This is a genomic window from Hymenobacter metallicola (assembly GCF_004745645.1).
Taxonomy (GTDB): Bacteria; Bacteroidota; Bacteroidia; order Cytophagales; family Hymenobacteraceae; genus Hymenobacter; species Hymenobacter metallicola.
Genome location: NZ_SRMB01000004.1, coordinates 304085 through 324269, shown reverse-complemented (window position 1 = coordinate 324269; position 20185 = coordinate 304085). Strand labels below are relative to the sequence as shown.

Below are 20185 nucleotides of genomic sequence, written 5' to 3'. Positions count from 1 at the left end.
TCTTTCCGCGAAAGAACGGCCACCGTCTTTTCCCTTCCGCAGTCGTGCCCACCCGATTTCCCGATGCCTGACATCTGGGAGCGGCAGTGCGCGGGCCAGATTGATTTACCTTCTTTCTCTCCCGCTTGGCTTTCCTTCTGCTTCGGCTGGAACAGACCCCTGATTTATGGTCCTGTTCCAGCCGAAATAGTATCCGGGCGGCTGCAAAAGATGGTTGAGGCGACGCTGCGCCCCCGCCGCCTGACTACTACTGACGCTACTGCCCGTCTGGCTCCCCCTCTCTTTGGGACTCTGCGCATACAGCAGATGCGGGGCCGGGGGAGCTTCCCGCAAAAAATCAATAATAGAGTAAACCTTTTTTTCGCATAACAGAGTGGAAAACGCTAAAACGGTAAAACTCATTCTCGAAGACGGCACCGAAATCGAGGGCCAATCGTTCGGCGCCTTTACCTCGTCCGCGGGCGAGGTGGTGTTTAGCACGGCCATGACCGGCTACCCCGAAAACCTCACCGACCCGTCCTTCGCCGGCCAGATTCTGGTGCTGACCTACCCCATGGTGGGCAATTACGGCGTGCCCGGCGAGGAATTGTACGAGTCGATTTCAAAGATTTTTGAGTCGGACAAGATTCACATTGCCGGGCTGGTGGTGAATTATTACTCCGAGGAGCACAGCCACTGGAACGCCGCCAAAAGCCTCGGCGACTGGCTCAAGGAGTACAACATTCCCGGCATCTTCGGCGTGGATACCCGCATGCTGACCAAAATCCTGCGGGAGAAAGGCGCCATGCTGGGCAAAATCGTGGCCGAGGAAGATGTGGAGCTGCACGACCCCAACCAGGACAACCTCGTAGCCCAGGTGAGCCCCCGCGAGGTGCAGCGCTACGGCAACGGCCAGCACAAAATCGTGCTCGTTGACTGCGGCACCAAGACCAACATCATCCGCTGCTTCCTCCAGCGCGACGTGGAGCTCATCCGCGTGCCCTGGGACTACGACTTCAGCACGCTCGACTACGACGGTCTGTTCCTCTCGAACGGCCCCGGCGACCCGAAAATGTGTGAGCCGACCATTCAGCACCTGCAAGCCGCTTTGCAGCAGGACAAGCCCATCTTCGGCATTTGCCTGGGCTCCCAGCTCATGGGCCTGGCCGCCGGCGGCGACACGTTCAAGCTCAAGTACGGCCACCGCAGCCACAACCAGCCGGTGCTGCTCACGGGCACCAAGCGCAGCTACATCACCAGCCAGAACCACGGCTTCGCCGTGGACACCGCCACGCTGCCCGCCGAGTGGGACATGCTGTTCGAGAACCTGAACGACGGCACCTGCGAAGGTATCAAGCACAAAACCAAGCCCTTCTTCTCCACCCAGTTTCACCCCGAAGCCGCCGGCGGCCCCGAGGATACGGAGTACCTGTTCGACGACTTCCTGAAGGCCGTAGCGGAGTACAAAGCCAAGGTGTAGAGACGCATACTTGCGTCTCGTCGTCCGCGCCATTCGCTGGTTTCGTTCAACGATGAGACGCAAATATGCGTCTCTACATACCGTTCTTCCGTCTGCGGCAAAAAACTAACGCAAGCACGTCATGCTGAGCTTGTCGAAGCATCTCTACCGCTTCGTTGTAAAATTTAAATGTTGCTAAGAGCCATAATGATTCAAAGCAAACGTCTCGTTCTACTCTTAGCAATTGCTTTAAGTGGAAGTGCATATAGCCAACAAAAGCCAAAATATGCGTCTTCACCATTTAAGCAGGTGGATGTGCCAGATAGTGTTCTACGGCGGATAAACTTGGCTATCAAACGTCGAGAACGTTTGCCACAGAATACGTTTCCTATTTACGTCTTCAACTTGGCTAAACATGATGACTACGTTTTCAAGGATGGTATATACTCTTATAAGTTGAGTAGCCCACACGCTGAGCGACGCATTTTCATAGTGTACAAAGGCGCTACGACTATTTTCAACGGCGTCCATGTTGATGATGTCCTTCGCGAATATGTAGCCTTTGTTGAAAAGAGCAAACTGCCTACCGCTACCACAATTCGATACTTAAACATCATAGGCAAGCATCTGCAGGAACAGTATGATGCCAACCACTAAGCTTGCCCAACGAAGCAGTAGAGATGCTTCGGCAAGCTCAGTATGACACCCTCAATCAACAACGAAACCCGACCGCCTTTTTAACACGACTCTCACTGGTCTGTTACCCAACCCTTCGAATGAACAAACCCAACAAAGTTCTCATCCTCGGTTCCGGCGCGCTGAAAATTGGCGAGGCCGGTGAGTTCGACTACTCCGGCTCCCAGGCCCTCAAGGCGCTGAAAGAGGAAGGCATCCGCACCATCCTCATCAACCCCAATATTGCCACCGTGCAGACGTCGGACAACATTGCCGACGACGTGTACTTCCTGCCGGTGACGCCCTTCTTCGTGGAGGAAGTCATCAAAAAGGAACAGCCCGACGGCATTCTGGTAGCCTTTGGCGGCCAAACGGCCCTGAACTGCGCCGTGGCCTTGTACCGCGCCGGGGTGTTTGAGAAGTACAATGTGAAAGTGCTGGGCACGCCCGTGCAAAGCATCATCGACACCGAGGACCGGGACATTTTCAAGGACAAGCTCGACCAGATTGGCGTGTTCACGGCCCGTAGCGTGGCCGTCACGACGATGGAAGACGCCCTGGCGGCCGGGGAGCGAATCGGCTTCCCGATTATCGTGCGGGCGGCATTTGCCCTGGGCGGCCTGGGCAGCGGCTTCGCCAACAACATGGACGAGCTGCGGGCCCTGGCCCAGAAATCCTTCACGACTTCCGACCAGATCCTGGTGGAAGAGTCGCTGAAAGGGTGGAAGGAAGTGGAGTACGAAGTGGTGCGCGACCAGTACGACAACTGCATCACGGTCTGCAACATGGAGAACTTCGACCCCATCGGGATTCACACCGGGGAAAGCATCGTAGTGGCCCCGTCGCAGACCCTGAGCAACCGCGAGTACCACAAGCTGCGCAGCATCGGCATCAAGACCATCCGCCACCTGGGCATCGTGGGCGAGTGCAACATTCAGTACGCCCTCGACCCCGTGTCGGAAGACTACCGCGTAATTGAGGTGAATGCCCGCTTGTCGCGCTCCTCGGCGCTGGCGTCCAAGGCTACGGGCTACCCGCTGGCCTTTGTGGCGGCCAAGCTGAGCCTGGGCTACTCGCTCTCGGAGCTGAAAAACAGCGTAACCCAGACGACTTCGGCCTTCTTCGAGCCGGCCCTGGACTACGTGGTGGTGAAGCTGCCGCGCTGGGACCTGGGCAAGTTTGAGGGCGTAAACCGGCAGATTGGCTCGGCCATGAAGAGCGTGGGCGAGGTCATGGCCATCGGCAAATCCTTCGAGGAAGCCATTCAGAAGGGTTTGCGCATGCTGGACACCGGCAAGCGCGGCTTCGTGGCCAACAAGCCCGAAAGTGTCGATAATGCTACCATCGACAAGCTGCTGAGCGAGCCGAACGAGGAGCGCATCTTCGCCATCAACCTGGCCTTTGAGGCGGGCTACAGCATCGAGCAAATCCACGAGCTGACCAAAATCGACCTGTGGTTTTTGCAGCGCCTGTTTACCATTTTCCAGCTCGGCCAGCAGCTCGCCGCCGGGCGCGGCAACGGGGTGGACGCCCTGGAAACCCAGCTGCTGCGCGAAGCTAAGAAAGCCGGCTTCTCCGACCAGCAGATTGCCGTTAAGCTCCTGGGCGAAGGCGACGTGAAGGCCGACGAGCTACTGGTGCGGGCCCGCCGCAAGGCCCTGGGCGTGCTGCCCGTCATCAAGCAGATTGACACGCTGGCGGCCGAATTCCCGGCCAAAACCAACTACCTCTACAGCACCTACCACGGCACCGAAAACGACCTGGCTCGGGAAACCAGCAAGTCCATCGTGGTACTGGGCTCGGGCGTGTACCGCATCGGCTCGTCGGTGGAGTTTGACTGGTGCGGGGTGAATGCCGTGCAGACGGCCGCGGCCGAGGGCTACAAAACCATCATCATCAACTACAACCCCGAAACCGTATCGACCGACTACGACGTGTCGGACCGGCTGTACTTCGAGGAGCTGAGCTTCGAGCGGGTGATGGACATTCTGGACTTCGAGCAGCCCCAGGGCGTGATTCTGAGCACCGGCGGGCAGATTCCCAACAACCTGGCCACCCGCCTGGAAGACGCCAACGCGCCGATTCTGGGCACTACGGCGGCCATGATTGACCAAGCCGAAAACCGCCACAAGTTCTCCAGCATCATGGACGAGCTCGGCATTGCCCAGCCCCGCTGGAAAGAGCTGACCTCGCTCGAAGCCATGCTCCAGTTTGTGCAGGAAGTGGGCTTCCCGGTGCTGATCCGGCCTTCGTACGTGCTGTCGGGTGCGGCCATGAACGTGGTGTCGAACCCGTTTGAGCTGGAAAACTTCCTGGGCACGGCCAAGGAAGTCAGCGCCGAGTACCCGGTGGTGGTGTCCGAGTTTATTCAGGATGCCAAGGAAATTGAGCTCGACGCAGTGGCCGACAAGGGCGAAATCGTGTCGTACGCCATTTCGGAGCACGTGGAGTTTGCCGGCGTGCACTCCGGCGACGCCACCATGTACTACCCGCCCCAGAAGGTGTACGTGCGCACCATCCGCAAGCTCAAGAACATTGCCGAGAAGATTGCCAAGCGCTACGAAATCAGCGGGCCGTTCAACATCCAGTTCCTGGACAAAAACGGCGAAATCCGGGTGATTGAGTGCAACCTGCGCGCCTCGCGGAGCTACCCCTTCGTGTCGAAGATTTCGGGCAACAACCTCATCAAAAAGGCCACCCAGGTGCTGCTGGGCCTGAAAGTGGAGCGGGACGAGAGTGAGCGGGTCTACGACTTGCCCTTCGTGGGCGTGAAGGCTCCGCAGTTCTCCTTCACCCGCCTGCCCGGCGCCGACCCCGTGATGCGCGTGGACATGGTGAGCACCGGCGAAGTAGGCTGCCTCGGCGACACGGCCGAGGAAGCCCTGCTGAAGTCGATGCTGAGCGTGGGCTACAAGATTCCCCAGAAGTCGGTGCTGATTTCCGGCGGCCCCATCAAGTCGAAAGTGGCCTTGCTGTCGGCCGTGGAGCGGCTCGTGAAAAAGGGCTACCTCATCTACGCCACCCAGGGCACGCACCGCTTCTTCGCCGAAAACGGCGTGCCGAGCAGCCTGCTCTACTGGCCCGATGAAATGCAGGAGCCCAACGTGCTGACCTACCTCAAGGAGAAGAAGATTGACCTGGTCATCAACATCCCCAAGAACCTCTCGAAGGGCGAGCTGGATAACGACTACAAAATCCGCCGCACCGCCGTGGACTTCGGCATCCCGCTGCTGACCAACGCCCGCCTGGCCAAGGCCTTTATCCAAGCCTTCTGCACCCTAGAAATGAAGGATCTGAAGATCAAGAGCTGGAACGAGTATAAGGCGATGTAACTGACACAATAACCGAGAGAACGTCATGCTGAGCTTGTTTCAGCATGACGTTCTCTTATATAGCCGTGAGTACTAATGAACTGGACTGTTGAGAAAGCCAAGGTAGCAAAAGGACAAAGCTACGTGCTGAAGACCTCAGACCTTCAGGCAGTTCTAACCAATGCAGGTATAACCTGTGCAGTTCATCTTATTTATCGCTCATCTCATCACCCTCAGGATGTTACCCTATTAGATTGCCATTACTGGTTGCCCAATGCTAGGGTTCCTCACGAGCGTTTTTACATCTCTACTACTAGTGTGGCTTTTGAGAATAGAAAGTTAGCGGCTGACTTGTTACAAACTCAAGCAATTCCAGCATTGATCAAATGGATGCAAGAAATTGTAAGACAACCTGAAAATTCAACCGCTGTTCGCCATAATATGGAATTCAGAGCCAGGTTGGTGGATGGCCACCTATCAATGGTTCTTTACTAAGCATCCAATTGCTAAGTTGATTTAAGCAATTTACACCCCACATGAAAAACTTCACCTCCTTCGCCGACGTCGACGACTACCGGGTTTTGCTCAACAAAGCCCTGGAAATAAAGGCTGACCCCTACGGCTACCAGCATCTGGGCCGCAACAAGACCGTCGGGCTGATTTTCTTCAACCCCAGCCTGCGTACCCGCCTCAGTTCCATCAAGGCGGCCTACAACCTCGGCGCGCAAGCCTGGGTGCTCAACGCCGGCGCTGATTCCTGGACCCTGGAAATGGCCGACGGCGCGGTGATGAACGGCGGCACCCAGGAGCACATCAAGGAGGCCATTGCCGTAATGAGCCAGTACTGCGACGTGCTGGGCGTGCGCACTTTCCCCACGCTCAAGGACCGGGAGGCCGACTACAGCGAGGAAGTGTTCAAGAAGATCATGCAGTACGCCACGGTGCCGGTTATCAGCCTGGAAAGCGCCACGCTGCACCCGCTGCAAAGCTTTGCCGACCTGATTACGGTGGCCGAAACCAAGCAGAAAGAGCGCGTGAAAGTAGTACTGACCTGGGCCCCGCACGTGCGCGCCCTGCCCCAGTGCGTGCCCAACTCGTTCTGCGACTGGTTTTCGGAAATCGACTGGGTTGACTTTGTCATCACCCACCCCGAAGGCTACGAGCTGGACCCCAAGTTCACGAAAGGCGCCCGCATCGAGTACGACCAGCGCAAGGCCCTGGAAGGCGCTGACTACGTGCAAGCTAAAAACTGGAGCTCCTACCAAGACTACGGCCAGGTCATCAGCAACGACCCCGCGTGGATGCTGACGCCCGAGCACCTGGCCGGCTCCAACGACGCCAAATTCCTTCACTGCCTGCCCGTGCGCCGCAACGTGGAAGTCTCCGACGCCATCCTGGACTCGCCCAACTCGTTGATTATCCAGGAAGCCGGTAACCGGGTGTTTTCCATGCAAACCGTGTTGCACGAACTGTTGAAATAAGCTCGTCAGCTGACAGGTACTGATAAAAAAGGCCGCTCCCACGGGAGCGGCCTTTTTGCGTGCTTAGTGAGCCCCTGAAAGGGTAGGGGGCACTACGTCCAGGCCCAGGATTTTCTCTTTGTAATCGTCGGGGAGCAGGCTGGTGCGGGCCCACTTGCTGATGGCCAGATGCTGGGCGTGGCGGTAGATGCGCAGCACGGGCCGCAGCCACGGCGTGCGGCCCAGGCGCAGCTGCTTGCGCACGGGAGCCGGCGCCACGACGCGCTGGGCCTGCAGCAGCAACCGGTAGCGAATCGGGCCCAGGTGGTGGGCGTACTGCTGGTAGAGGTCGGCGGTGAAGCGGCTGTATTCGAGGTGGTCGGCCAGGTGCTCCTGCCGCGTCTGGAGCCACTGGGCGTGGGAAGTCGGCAGGTCGGGAATGCCCATGCGCTGGCCCACGCGGGTAAATACCTCGACTACCTCGGCTTGCTCGGCCGGGCTCATGGGGCGCTCCAGGGCTTCGAAAGCCCGGATGGAGTAGTCAATGAGCATGAAGAGCACGTCGCGGTAAGCCCAGGCCGGAATGGCCATGCCGCGCTTGGCTTCCACGGCGGCGTGAATGGCGGTGATGGTGTCGATGGCCCGTTCGGCGGCGGCCCGCTCGGCAAACACAATCTGGCGGGCGTACTCGACGGTAGAAAACAGGCGGGCCAGCGGGTCGGCGGGCAGGCGGCCGGTGAAGTAAAGCCAGTCCACGGCTTTGTTCAAGGCAAACTCGGCAGCAGCCCCGGCGAAGATGAACAGGACGGTATCGGCCTTGCCCCAGATGGTGCGCACGACGGAACCGGGGGCTACAAAATAATCCGGATGCTGTGACATGACAGGTATAAAGAAGTTCGCCAACTCAACACACGCTTCTTCTGATGATTCCCAGATAATCTGGTAGGGGTAGGGCAAATGTATATAAAGTACTTTGAATTACAAAGTAAATGAGTGTTTTACTAAAGCAGCAGCCGGTGGAGTAGCTCGCCTTCTGTCGGAGGCTGTAACGGAAGCTGGAGTGCTGATGGCCAGCTGAAAGCAGGAAGGAGTACAATGCAAAAAGCCCGCTGAACCAGGTTCAGCGGGCTTTTTGCGGCTAGTGGTAAGCGAGTTACTGCTTCACAAATTTGGTGGTAAGCTGCTCCTGGGTATCCTGGTAGCGCACCAGGTAGATGCCTTCGGCCAGCTTGCCGGCTTCCACAGCCGTGTGGGCAGTGCCGGGCGCTACCGGGAACTGGGCCACCTGCCGGCCTTCCACGCTGAAGACCGTTACGGTGGCCCCCTTGCCGGCCACGGGGTGCGCTACGGTTACGTGCGCACCGGCCGGGTTGGGATACACGCTTAGTCCGGCTTTTGCTGCCTGGTCGGCTTTCGTGCCCATAACCACTGCGGCAATACCGTTGAGGTAGTTTTCCAGCATCGTGTAACCGTTGGCAGCCCGCACGTTGCGGTCGGAGGCATCATTCGGGTTCAGGCCATTGGCTTGCTCAAACGCGTCGGTCATGCCGTCGTGGTCGGTGTCGGCGGGGGCCGGGCCGCAGGTAAGCACGGGCCAGGCGCTCTGCGACACGCTGAAGGCCGTGCCGTGCGCGTAGCCGCCCTGCACATCGATGAGGCGGCCTTTGCGCTCCTGCACGTTGCGGATGATGCGCTGGTCGAGCGTGTCGCGGGCCGGTAGCACGGCGCCCACATTGGCCAGCACCGCCTCGTAGGCCGCCTGGGCCGACTGCGTGGGCATGGGCAGAATGGTAAACGGAGTAGTCACTTTCGACTGGGCCGTGTCGGTGCGCGCGCCACCGGCCATGACCACGCCCAGCCAGTTGCGGTTCGTGACGGCCGGGTAGCCATCCACATAGTTACCGGTCATGTACACCTTGGGGTAGGGCAGCACCGGGGCCGAGGTCTGCTTGCTCGGGTTCATAATCATGGACCGCACCGGCACGCCGGAGGAGTTGGCCGTGTTGGTGCTGGGGCCGTACTTGTAGTAGTTGTTGACTACGTTGTAGTTGCCGCCTTCGCCGCCGTTGGTGCTGTAGCTGGCCCAGTTGTAAATCACGTTGTTGCGGAAGTCGCCGTTTTCCTGGCCGGCCGTGTAGGGCGGCAGGTTGCGGCTGCCCTCAAAGCGCGGGTTGCGGCCCCGGCAGTGGGCAAACAGGTTGTGGTGGAACGAGGCCGTACGGCCGCCCCAGATACCGCCGTAGCCGTGGCGCTCGAAGTCGGTGTCGCCGGTTTCGAAATGGTAGGAATAGTCCAGGGGCTCACTCATCAGGTTCCACTGCAGCGTGGTACTGTCGCCGCGGTACACGCTCAGGGCCTCATCGGTGCTCCAGCTCATGGTGCAGTGGTCGATGATGATGTTTTTGCGGCCCGTACCGCCAAACGCGTCGTCGGCGCCGGCTCCATCAACCTTGCCCTTGTTCTGGTACCGGTCGCCCATGCGGAAACGCATAAAGCGCACAATCACGTTATCGGCCCCGATGGTCACGGGGTAGTCGGCCAGGCAAATGCCCTCACCAGGCGCGGTTTGCCCGGCAATGGTGGTGTTGGCTTTGTTAATACTCAGCGGGGCCGTCAGCCGGATGGTGCCACACACCCGGAATACGATGGTGCGGTGCGTGGCCGTCTGGGCCAGGGCCCAGCGCAGCGTACCCGGGATATTAGTGTCGGCCAGCGAGGTTACTTCGAACACGGTGGTGGGCGCCGTCAGCGTACCGCGGCCACCCTTGGTGAACTTACCGGCTCCTTCGGCGCCCGGAAAAGCTATCATCTGGGCCTGCGCCCCGGTGCCGGCGGCCAGGGCCAGCAGTAGGGCCAAGCTCAATCGGCTGTGCGCGAAGCCCCGGGGGCTTTTCCAGGAAGTAGAATTCAAATGCATAAAACTCGTTTGCGTAGGAAGTTGAGCAGGGCGTCGGCTGCCAGCGACAACGGATTTGGGCAAGCAGGAGTTGATATTACTCATTCAAGCTGGGCTAAGCAGGTAGGCCGCTGGACTTTATTCGCGCAAACGTTGCCGGGAACGTTGCCAAAACCACCCGCGGAATCGGCCCGGTAGGTGTGTCCTCACTTTGGCGCAGACCATTTAACCGGAAACAGGCACTCGAGAATAAGCTCCGGCAACGTTCCCGACAACGTTTGCACAAATAAAGCCGGGTGGTCTTCCTGATTCTGCCCCGCAATCCGCTTACTATTAAGTTCTGGTTATTCCCACCAACTCCATTTCTTATGACCTCAACTTGTACGCTTTCCGGTGCCTGGGCGCCGGCGTTTCGAAGCTGGCTCACGCTCTGCCTCGTGCTGGCCGCCAGCCTTTGTGGTAGCGCGGCCTGGGCTCAAACCTACGATGCCGTAGTAGCCAAAGACGGCTCGGGCACCTTTCGCACGGTGCAGGCCGCCATTGATGCTGCCCCCACGGGCCGCACGACGGCCTACACCATCTACATCAAGAACGGCCGGTACAAAGAGAAAATCACCGTGCCGTCGAACAAGCCTTTTCTGCAGTTTATCGGGCAGAGCGTGGCCAACACCATCCTGACCTACGACGACTACTCGGGCAAGTCGAACCCGGCCGGCGGCACGTTTGGCACCGCCAACTCAGCTTCGGTCACCATCAACGCCCCCGACTTTTCGGCCCTGAACCTGACCTTCGAAAACACCACCGGCGACGCGCCCCAGGCCTTGGCCATCAACGTGAATGCCGACCGGGCCGTGTTTAAGAACTGCCGCTTCCTGGGCGGGCAGGACACGGTGCTGGCCAACGGCAACGGCCTGCGCCAGTACTTCCGCGACTGTTACATCGACGGCACCGTGGACTTTATCTTCGGCAGCTCCCGGGCCGTGTTTGAGCGGTGCGTGGTGTATGCCAAAACCCGGCAGGATGGGCTGAGCGGCAGCTATATCACGGCGGCTAATACCCAGCCCGGCCAGGCTTTCGGCTACGTGTTCCGCAGCTGCACCATTCCGGCCAACCGCGGCACGACCTCCTACGTGCTGGGCCGCCCCTGGCAAAACTCGACGGGCAGCTCGCCGCTGGCCGAAAACAAGGTAGTGTGGCTGAAAACTACCATGGCTACCGGCATCATCAAGCCCGAGGGCTGGCAGGTGTGGGACGCGGGCACTAACACCAGCCTGATTACCTACGCCGAGTACAGCAGCCGCAAGTTCGACGGCCGCCCTATCAACGTGAGCCAGCGCGTGAGCTGGTCGAAGCAGCTAACCCCGGCCGATACGGCCCAGTATACGGTAGCCAACCTGTTTGGCACCTGGAATCCCTGCGCCGTGGCCCCGAACGTGTGCACCAGCTTCACCCCCGACATTGCCGTAACCAACCTGCGCGCTACCAAGGCCGCCACGACTACCAACTTTACCTGGAACATGGCCTGGGCTATCAACCAGGTGAAGTTTGAAGTGTTCCGCGCCGCTACCCGCAAGGGCACCTACACCAAGATTGGCACCGACCTGGTGGCCGCTACCGATACGACCTACAACTTCCAAACCTCGGACGCGCAGCCCGCAGCCGGCGCGGCGTATTACTACTACATCCGGGCTTCGAAAACCGGCCTGGCCACCCAGATTACCGACACCGTGGAAGTGTCGCGGGTGCCTACCATCACCACCACGGGCAGCCTGGGCACGTTTGCGCAGTATGCCAACGGCCCTTCGGCCGTGCGCACCTACCAGCTGTCGGCCGTGAACCTGACCAGCAACCTGACCGTGACGCCTCCGGCCGGCTACGAAGTGTCGCCCAACAACGGCATCAACTGGTTTACCTCGACTGCGCCGCTGGTGCTGGTCCCTACTGCTGATAACACCATTCCGAATACGTCCATCAGCGTGCGGCTAAATGCAGCTACGACTGGTACTCACGCCGGTAACATCGTGCACAGCAGCGCCGGCGCGGGTTCGGTATCGGTGCCGGTGAGCGGCAGCAAGGTTAATACCAACGCGCCGGAGTCGCAGCGCTTGCAGATGTGGTCGTTGCGGGTGAATGCGCAAGACAGCCTCGCCGTCCGCTCGCAGTGGGTAGCCGGCAGCACGCCCACGCTGCGCAATCTATACCTGTCGAATGGGACGACGGTAGCCGGTATTCCGGCCTACTCGTCGCGCTACGGGCAGGCTTTCGGGGCCACGGCCAACGGCGACGGTTCGTGGGGCACGGCCGTGGGGGGACCCGGCGGCAACCTGAACCGCCGCTTCTACGAGCAGTTTACCATCACTGCCGGCGGCGTGGCCGTCCGCGTCGACTCGGTGCTGCTGTGGTCGGCCTTCTACAACACCAACAGCAACACCAAGCTGGCTGTGGTATATTCCAAAACCGGCTTCACCACTGCCGACTCCACCGACGTATCGGGCGGCGTAGGTCCGGCGGGGGCGCTGAACAGCACCGCCAACGGGGGCTTCGCGACGCCTATCGTGCTCAACAATCAGAATACGGGCGCCAACCAAACGTATCGTCTGGCGTTGGCCGGCGCCAGCGGCATCCGTCTGGAAGCTGGTCAGACGCTGACTATCCGCATGTACTGGAGCTGCGGCAGCGGCAGCGCGGGCCGCTACGGCCTGCTGCGCGACGTACAAGTGAAAGGGCAGCCCCTCATCGTAACCGGAACCCATACCGCCGCGGCACTGGCCGCCGGTCTGGCCGTGTATCCCAACCCCGCCCAGCAGAGCCTGACGCTGACCCACCCCAAAGCCAGCCCTGGGGCTACCATTACGGTCTACTCGTTTGATGGCCGCAAGGTGGCAACTGTTGGTACCAAAGCCGGCGCTGAGCAGACCCCACTGAGGCTGGAAAGCCTGGCCAAGGGTACGTACCTGCTGCGCTACAGCACTGATAAAGAAAGTTTAAGCACCAAGTTCATTAAGAACTAAACCTGTACAAAAGGCCCCGGATGCTGTATCCGGGGCCTTTTTTGCGTTTTAATAGAACCCCTTTCGTTTCCGTTGAAAAGTAATTTTGAATGGTAAAATCCACCCAAATCCTCCTGCTGGCCACTCTGGCAGTCCTTGCCTTTCTGCCCCGCTTCACGGTGGCCCAACAGGCTGGCTTATCCAAAGTATGGGTGCCCGACCTGGGCAACGGAACCTACAAAAACCCGGTGCTCTACGCCGACTATTCCGACCCCGACGTGGTGCGCGTGGGCAACGACTACTACCTCACCTCCTCGAGCTTTAATGCCGTGCCGGGCCTGCAGGTGCTGCACTCCACGGATCTGGTCAACTGGACCATCATTGGGGCGGTGTTCACCCAGCAGCCACCCCAGGCCCGCTACAACCTGCCCCAGCACGGCAATGGCGTGTGGGCCCCGGCTATTCGCTACCACAAAAAGAAGTTCTACATCTACTACCCCGACCCCGACCTGGGCATCTACGTCACGCGGGCCGACAACCCCGCCGGCCCCTGGGAAGCGCCCATTCTGGTAAAGGAAGCCAAGGGCTGGATTGACCCCTGCCCGTTGTGGGACGAAGACGGCAAGGCCTACCTGGTGCACGGGTTTGCGGGCAGCCGGGCCGGCTTCAAGAGCGTGCTGGCCGTGAGCCGTATGAGCCCCGACGGCCTGAGCTTGCTCGGCGACGACGTGCTGGTATTTGATGGGCACGAGAAGCACCCCACCATCGAAGGTCCCAAGTTCTACAAGCGCAAGGGCTACTACTACATTATGGCGCCGGGTGGGGGAGTGCCCACGGGCTGGCAGGTGGTGATGCGCGCCAAAAACGTGTTTGGCCCTTATGAGGACCGTATCGTGCTGGACCAGGGCAATACCACTACGAACGGCCCCCACCAGGGCGCCTGGATTGACACCCCTGCGGGCGAAGACTGGTTTATGCACTTCCAGGACCAGGGCCCCTACGGCCGGGTAGTGCACCTGCAGCCCATGGTCTGGAAAAACGACTGGCCGGTCATTGGCTCAGACCCCGAGGGGGACGGCAAAGGTGAGCCGGTACTCACCTTCCGCAAGCCTGCCGTGAAGGGCAAACCAGCCGTCCTGGCTACGCCGGCCACTTCCGACGAATTCGACGGTAACCAGCTGGGCCTGCAGTGGCAGTGGCATGCCAACCCGCAGGTGGGCTGGGCTTTCCCAACCGGCGCCGGCTACCTGCGGCTCTACTCAGTGCCTGTGCCGGAGGGTTTCAAGAACTTCTGGCAGGTGCCCAACCTGCTGCTGCAAAAGCTGCCCGCCGAGGTGTTTACCGTCACGACCAAGCTCACCTTCACGCCCCGCTTCGAGGGCGAGAAAACGGGCCTGCTTATGATGGGAATGGACTACGCTTATCTGTCGGTGACAAACCAGAATGGCAAGCTGCAACTTAGCCAAACGACTTGCCAGAATGCCGACAAAGGCGCTGCCGAAACCACTGGGGCTCCCGTGGCCGAGGTAGCGGCCAAGCAGCCGGTGTATTTGCGCGTTGCCGTTACGGCCGGGGCCAAGTGCCAGTTTAGCTACAGCCTCGACGGGCAAACCTTTCAGCCCGTGGGCGCCTCGTTTCAGGCGCGGGAAGGCCGCTGGATCGGGGCTAAGGTTGGGTTGTTCTGTACCCGGGCCGGCAAAACCAACGATGCGGGCTCCGCGGATGTGGATTGGTTTCGCGTCGAGTAAATTTGCCAGGTTCCGTGCAAAGGCCTCCAGAGTTACTGGAGGCTTTTTCGTATCTGCTTCCCTCAGAATTATTTTATTTTCCCTGCACCGCGTCCGGAACTTGCCCGGAAGTAAAAGCATTACTCGTGGTTCCAAGCCGGCCGGGAGTGAGTAGTTACTCAGTAAGTTGGAAAAGTTCAAATTTGCTGCTGGCAAGTCGAGAGTTCGTATTTCGTAGAGGATTGTTATCAATATAACTATATGTGGCTTATGATTGGATGAAACAAAGTTAAATCGGAATCTGGCAACGTTGCCGGGAACGTTTGCACAAATAAAAAACACCATCTGCTTCGCTATTGCAGGGGGTTAGTGTAAACTTATAGAACCGATGAATCGGCTAACAATCCAAAATTAGCCGTGCCAACCGGTGAGAGTACAAAAAGACTTTTGGTCTGGCAGACGCAGAATTTCTTTCCTCCGGTGAGTTTCTCCACACCCGCCGGCAAATGATGTTCCGCTAAGATCTATTGGCAGTCATTTTCAAATTCCCACACATCTATTCAAATGAGAAAGTACATACTGTTCGTCTGGCTTCTGCTCAGCGTCGCGCTGCATGCGGTGGCCCAGCAACGCAGCATTCAGGGGGTCGTTCGATCCACTGAGAAAGATGAGCCCCTGCCCGGGGTGACGGTGGTAGTGAAGGGAACAACGATTGGCGCCTCGACCGACATGGACGGTAAGTTTGCCATCAGCTTACCCGCCAACACAGCCAACGTCGTGCTGCGCCTGAGCTACATCGGCTTCCTGGCTAAGGACGTGACAGTGGGGAATGATGACAACCTTTCCATCAAACTCAGCCCCGACACCAAGGTGATGGAAGACGTGGTAGTAATCGGCTATGCCGAGGTGCCCCGCAAAGACGTGACCGGCTCGGTAGCCTCGGTGGGTGCCAAGCAAATCAAGGATGTGCCGGTTAACTCTGCGGCCGAAGCCCTGACCGGCCGCCTGGCCGGCGTGCAGGTCACTTCCTCGGAGGGCCAACCCGGCTCCGACATCCGCATCCGGGTGCGGGGCGGCGGCTCAATTACCCAGGACAACTCCCCGCTCTACATCGTCGACGGCGTGCAGCTGGAAAATGCCCTGTCGGTACTGTCGCCCCAGGATATTGCCTCGGTTGACGTGCTGAAAGACGCTTCGGCCACGGCTATCTACGGGGCCCGGGGCGCCAACGGCGTCGTGATTATTACGACCAAAGGCGGCCGCGAAGGCAAGCTGAACGTGAACTACACCGGCTTTGCCGGGGTACGTAAGATTACCCGCACGCTGGACGTGATGAAGCCGGCCGAGTATACCGACTACGCCTACGAAAAGGCGGCCCTGGCCGGTAGCGCCGGTTTGAGCACTATCAAAAGCCGCTTTGGCTCGACCAACTTCCGCGACACCCGTGACTATTCGCAGGTAGAAGGCTACGACACGCTGGGCCGCGCCCGCAGCGCCGAGTTTATTGACTGGCAGGACCGGGTGTTCGGCCGCGACGCTTTCCAGCAGACCCACAACGTGACGCTGTCGGGTGGGGGCAAGGGCTCGACGTTCTCGCTGAGCCTGACCCGCAACCAGGAAGACGGTATCCAGATTCTGTCAGGCTTTACCCGCAACCTGGTCAACTTCCGCTTCGACCACAAAGCCAGCGACAAGTTTAAGTTTGGCCTCAGCACCCGCTTCAACGACCAGACCGTAACCGGCTCGGGTACGTCCAACCAGGGCTCGGGCTCGACGACCAACACCCGCCTGCGCAACACCATCGTGTATCAGCCCCTGGCGTTGCAGCGGCCCGGCGCCATCGACCCGAACGAGAACCTGGAAGACGACGAATTCTTCCGCACCTCGGGCTCCCTCTCCAACCCGGTGCTCACCATCGAGAATGAATACCGCGCCGACAAGCGCCGCCTCTTCAACCTGGGCGGCAACGCGCAGTACAACTTCACCAAGAGCCTGGCCTTCCGCTCCACGGTCGGCTTCGACAACAGCAACACCCGCACGGAAACCTTCAACGGCCAGTTTTCGCCCACTATTAAAGGCGGCAACTTCTCGGGCCTGCCGTTCCTGGGCATTGCCACCGGCTCGCTGGTAACGTTCAACAACTCGAACGTGCTGACCTACAATTTCAACAAGGACAAGCACGCCTTCGACGCCCTGCTGGGGCACGAAATCTACATGCAGGAGTTCAACACCCAGAACGTGCAGAGCTACTACCTGCCCCTGACGATTTCGTCCGACAAGGCCTTCAACAACATCAACCAGCGCGACCCCAACGCCCCGGCTACTCCCCAGCCGGCCCCGACCACCGACCAGCCCGTGAAGGCGCGGCTGCTCTCGGGTTTTGCCCGCCTGAACTACTCCTTCGACGACAAGTACCTGCTGACGGCTACCTTCCGTGGCGACGGTTCGTCGAAGTTTGCCCGGGGCCTCTCTAGCCGCTGGGGCTTCTTCCCAGCCGCTTCGGCCGCCTGGCGTATTTCGCAGGAAGAATTCATGAAGCCCCTGGCCGCTACCGTGTCGGACCTGAAGCTGCGCGTGAGCTACGGCCTGGCCGGCAACAACCGCATTGCCGACAACCTCTACCGCGCCGCTTTCCGCACCTCGGGTCAGTATGCCCTGAACGAGAGCTTGGTGCCCGGGGCCGTAGTAGGGGCCCTGGCCAACGAAAACCTGAAGTGGGAAACGACCATCTCGCGCAACCTGGGTCTGGACATCAGCCTGTTCAGCAACCGCGTGCAGCTGACTATTGATGCCTACGCCAACCGCACCCGCGACCTGCTCCTGAACCTGGCCATCTCGCCCGTGTCGGGCTACACCTCGCAGCTGGTCAACATCGGCGCTACGTCCAACCGTGGTTTGGAATTCCAGGCAACGGGTACCGTGATTCAGACCCCGGACTTCACCTGGACGGCTAACGCCAACCTGGCCTTCAACCGCAACCGCATCGAAAGCCTGGGCACCCTGACCGAGCTGCCCCTGCAGTACTCGGGCTGGGCCAGCACGGCCATCACCGCCGACTACTACGTGGCCGTGGGGCAGCCGGTGGGCCTGATGTATGGCTACGTGACGGATGGTTTCTACACCGCCGACGACTTTGAAGGCTACAGCAACGGCAAGTGGAACCTGAAGCCCGGCGTCGTTTCCGACCGGGGCGTGGTCGGCTACAGCGCGGCGGGCGAGGAAGTGATTCCCGGCACCATCAAGCTGAAGGACCTCAACGGCGACGGTGTGGTAACCGATGCTGACCGCACTGTTATCGGCAACGCTAACCCCAAGTTCACCGGTGGCTTAAACCAGCAGTTCGCCTACAAGGGTTTCGATGCCAGCATCTTCCTGAACTGGGTGTTTGGCAACGACATCTACAACGCCAACAAGATTGAGCTCACCTCGAACCTGGCCAACTCCTACCTGAGCAACGGCCTGGCCATCATGAACGACCGGTACCGGACCATCGACGAAAACGGCGTGGTGATTACGGACCTGGAAACCTCGCGCCGCCTGAACCAGAACGCCAAGATCTGGACGCCGACCCGCCAGCTGTTCCCGCACTCCTGGGCTATTGAAGACGGCTCTTTCCTGCGCGTCAACAACCTGACGCTGGGCTACACCCTGCCCAAGACGCTGACCTCGCGGGCCAAGCTGACCCAGCTGCGCTTCTACGTGACGGCTAACAACCTCTATACGTTTACCAAATACACCGGCTTCGACCCCGAAGTGAACACCCGCCGCGGTACGCCGCTGACCCCGGGCGTCGACTACGCTGCCTATCCGCGTAGCAAGGCCTTCCTGTTTGGTATCAACCTCTCCCTCTAATAGTTGCAACGGCTTCCCACCATGAAACGCATATTTCGTCCTACCATAGCAGCTCTTGGCATCGTTTGTCTGACGGGCGTGATGTCCTGCAAAGATTTTCTGGAAATCGAACCCAACTCGTTTGATACCACCGAGCAGGTGTTCAGCACCGTTAGTGGGGCCACCAGCGCCGTAATGGGCGCCTACGACCCCATGTCGGGCGATGCGGGCTACGGCAACCGTCTCAGCAGCTTCTTCCCTTTCGACTCGGATGAGATGCAAAGCAGCCAGGGCGGCAACGATGCCGGCACCGGCCGCCGCGGCATTGCCCGCTACTCCTCGGTAGCAACCAACGCCGAGGTGCAAAACCCTTGGAACACCTTGTACCAGGGCGTAGAGCGCGCCAACATCTGCATCAAGAACATTCCGCAGATGGCCCAGTTTCAGGGCGGGGCCGATATGGCCGCCGTCAAGCGTCTCTACGGCGAGGCCCTCACGCTGCGGGCTCAGTACTACTTCGAGCTGATTCGCAACTGGGGCGATGTACCCGCCCAGTTCGAGCCTTCCGTAACCGGTCAGGATTTCAACATTCCCCGCGAAAACCGCTACAAGATCTACGACCGGCTGCTGGCCGACCTCGACGAGGCCGCCAAAGTAGTGCCGTGGCGCACGGCCGTAACCGCCGATGAGCGCATCACCAAAGGCGCCGTGAAAGCCCTGCGGGCCCGCATTGCCCTCTACCGGGCTGGCTACTCGCTCAGCCAGTCGGGCGTAGTGGAGCGGGCCCCTGATTACCGTCAGTTTTACGACACGGTGCGGGTAGAGTGCCAGGAGCTGATGGCTCAGCGCGCCCAGCACAACCTGAACAGCAGCTACGAAGAAACCTTCCGCAGCATCAACGAGCTGCGCCGCGACGCCAACCGCGAAATCATCTTCGAAGTGGGCATGGGTGGGGCCAGCGCCGCTTCCGACAGCAAGCTGGGCTACTACAACGGTCCCCGCATCAACGCCTCGCCGAAGTACGGCGCCTCGAGCGGTGCCATTACGGCCCTGCCTACCTACTTCTACGCCTTCGACTCCCTGGATGTGCGCCGCGACGTGACGCTGGCGCCCTACACCATCGAATCGAACGACGCGCAGAAGGCCACCAACCTGCTCACCATCTACGACGGCAAGTTCCGCCGCGACTGGCGCAGCCCGCTGGTATCGGGTGCTTCGGTGCAAAGCCTGGGCTACAACTGGCCCCTGATTCGCTTCGCCGACGTGCTGCTGATGTTTGCCGAGGCGCAGAACGAGCTGGCCGGCCCTACGGCTACCTTCAAAGGGGTATCGGCCACGCAAGCCCTGATGGAAGTGCGGCTGCGCGCCTTCCGGGGCAATGCTACGGCAGCCGGCAAAGCTCCCGCCGACCAGGCCACCTTCTTTACCTTCCTGCAGAACGAGCGGTTCCTGGAGTTTGGCGGCGAAGGCATCCGCAAGTATGACCTGATTCGCTGGAACCTGCTGGGTCCCAAGCTCGACGAGGCCAAGAAAACCCTGCGGGCCTGGTTGGCCGACAAAACCCCCGCCAGCCCGTACGCCAACATTCCGCTGACGATGTACTACACCGTAACCAACGGGCAGATCAAGTTTGTGCGTTCGTTCTACCGGCCGGCCCCGACTACGGCCCCGGCGGGTGCGACGGCCGTAGCCTGGCGCTCGGCCATCACCGAGGCCCGCGTAGCCGACATTGCCTCCGGTTACGTGACCACGCGGCAGCTGCTGCCCATTCCTGCTACGTCGCTCAACACCAATAACCGCCTGGTGCAGAACCCGGGCTATAACTAACCGGCCGCTGCGCCTGACCGGAACCCGTTC

At 59.9% G+C, this 20185-nt stretch carries 11 protein-coding genes; 9 read left to right on the top strand and 2 right to left on the bottom strand.

Annotation, left to right across the window (positions count from 1 at the left end; all coding sequences use genetic code 11):
- The first annotated feature begins 373 nt into the window (after window positions 1–373).
- From carA to E5K02_RS19760, 5 genes are all read left to right on the top strand, one after another.
- The gene (gene carA, locus E5K02_RS19780; RefSeq protein WP_135397151.1) at window positions 374–1459 is read left to right on the top strand and encodes a glutamine-hydrolyzing carbamoyl-phosphate synthase small subunit; all 1086 of its coding nucleotides are present in this window, start codon (window positions 374–376) and stop codon (window positions 1457–1459) included.
- 186 nt (window positions 1460–1645) lie between these two features.
- Window positions 1646–2095: a hypothetical protein gene (locus E5K02_RS19775; protein WP_135397149.1), complete on the top strand. Its 450-nt coding sequence runs from the start codon at window positions 1646–1648 to the stop codon at window positions 2093–2095.
- A 119-nt stretch (window positions 2096–2214) separates the two neighbouring features.
- Window positions 2215–5445 carry a carbamoyl-phosphate synthase (glutamine-hydrolyzing) large subunit gene (gene carB, locus E5K02_RS19770; protein ID WP_135397147.1) on the top strand — a complete coding sequence of 1077 codons (3231 nt, stop codon included), beginning with the start codon at window positions 2215–2217 and terminating at the stop codon, window positions 5443–5445.
- 75 nt (window positions 5446–5520) lie between these two features.
- Entirely contained in the window at window positions 5521–5919 is a 399-nt protein-coding gene (locus tag E5K02_RS19765; protein ID WP_135397145.1) for a hypothetical protein, read from the top strand.
- Between the two features lie 41 nt (window positions 5920–5960).
- A complete protein-coding gene (locus tag E5K02_RS19760) occupies window positions 5961–6905 on the top strand; it encodes a Rossmann-fold NAD(P)-binding domain-containing protein (RefSeq protein ID WP_135397143.1) in 945 nt (314 codons plus the stop codon).
- 63 nt (window positions 6906–6968) lie between these two features.
- Here the strand turns inward: E5K02_RS19760 and E5K02_RS19755 are convergent, their stop codons facing one another.
- Window positions 6969–7763 (bottom strand): oxygenase MpaB family protein, encoded by a 795-nt coding sequence (locus tag E5K02_RS19755; RefSeq protein ID WP_135397141.1) that lies wholly within the window; start codon window positions 7761–7763, stop codon window positions 6969–6971.
- Window positions 7764–8037: 274 nt separating this feature from the next.
- Window positions 8038–9801 carry a T9SS type A sorting domain-containing protein gene (locus E5K02_RS19750; protein ID WP_167856501.1) on the bottom strand — a complete coding sequence of 588 codons (1764 nt, stop codon included), beginning with the start codon at window positions 9799–9801 and terminating at the stop codon, window positions 8038–8040.
- A gap of 347 nt (window positions 9802–10148) precedes the next feature.
- On the opposite strand from E5K02_RS19750, the gene E5K02_RS19745 reads away from it, so the two are divergent.
- The 4 genes from E5K02_RS19745 (at window position 10149) to E5K02_RS19730 (ending at window position 20155) form a co-directional block, all read left to right on the top strand.
- Window positions 10149–12791, top strand: a complete 2643-nt coding sequence (locus tag E5K02_RS19745) for a pectinesterase family protein (RefSeq protein WP_135397139.1) — start codon at window positions 10149–10151, stop codon at window positions 12789–12791.
- 89 nt (window positions 12792–12880) lie between these two features.
- On the top strand, window positions 12881–14518 hold the full coding sequence (locus tag E5K02_RS19740; protein WP_135397137.1) for a glycoside hydrolase family 43 protein: 1638 nt from the start codon (window positions 12881–12883) through the stop codon (window positions 14516–14518).
- Between the two features lie 543 nt (window positions 14519–15061).
- A complete protein-coding gene (locus tag E5K02_RS19735) occupies window positions 15062–18349 on the top strand; it encodes a SusC/RagA family TonB-linked outer membrane protein (RefSeq protein WP_135397135.1) in 3288 nt (1095 codons plus the stop codon).
- Between the two features lie 21 nt (window positions 18350–18370).
- A complete protein-coding gene (locus E5K02_RS19730; protein WP_135397133.1) occupies window positions 18371–20155 on the top strand; it encodes a RagB/SusD family nutrient uptake outer membrane protein in 1785 nt (594 codons plus the stop codon).
- Window positions 20156–20185: the final 30 nt, after the last annotated feature.

What these genes read in the sequence shown, in the direction of transcription:
- E5K02_RS19765 (WP_135397145.1), top strand. Translation starts at nt 5,521, where the DNA reads ATGAACTGGACTGTTGAGAAAGCCAAGGTAGCAAAAGGACAAAGCTAC.
- E5K02_RS19760 (WP_135397143.1), top strand. Translation starts at nt 5,961, where the DNA reads ATGAAAAACTTCACCTCCTTCGCCGACGTCGACGACTACCGGGTTTTG.
- carB (WP_135397147.1), top strand. Translation starts at nt 2,215, where the DNA reads ATGAACAAACCCAACAAAGTTCTCATCCTCGGTTCCGGCGCGCTGAAA.
- E5K02_RS19750 (WP_167856501.1), bottom strand. Translation starts at nt 9,801, where the DNA reads ATGCATTTGAATTCTACTTCCTGGAAAAGCCCCCGGGGCTTCGCGCAC.
- E5K02_RS19730 (WP_135397133.1), top strand. Translation starts at nt 18,371, where the DNA reads ATGAAACGCATATTTCGTCCTACCATAGCAGCTCTTGGCATCGTTTGT.
- E5K02_RS19735 (WP_135397135.1), top strand. Translation starts at nt 15,062, where the DNA reads ATGAGAAAGTACATACTGTTCGTCTGGCTTCTGCTCAGCGTCGCGCTG.
- E5K02_RS19745 (WP_135397139.1), top strand. Translation starts at nt 10,149, where the DNA reads ATGACCTCAACTTGTACGCTTTCCGGTGCCTGGGCGCCGGCGTTTCGA.
- E5K02_RS19755 (WP_135397141.1), bottom strand. Translation starts at nt 7,763, where the DNA reads ATGTCACAGCATCCGGATTATTTTGTAGCCCCCGGTTCCGTCGTGCGC.
- E5K02_RS19740 (WP_135397137.1), top strand. Translation starts at nt 12,881, where the DNA reads ATGGTAAAATCCACCCAAATCCTCCTGCTGGCCACTCTGGCAGTCCTT.
- E5K02_RS19775 (WP_135397149.1), top strand. Translation starts at nt 1,646, where the DNA reads ATGATTCAAAGCAAACGTCTCGTTCTACTCTTAGCAATTGCTTTAAGT.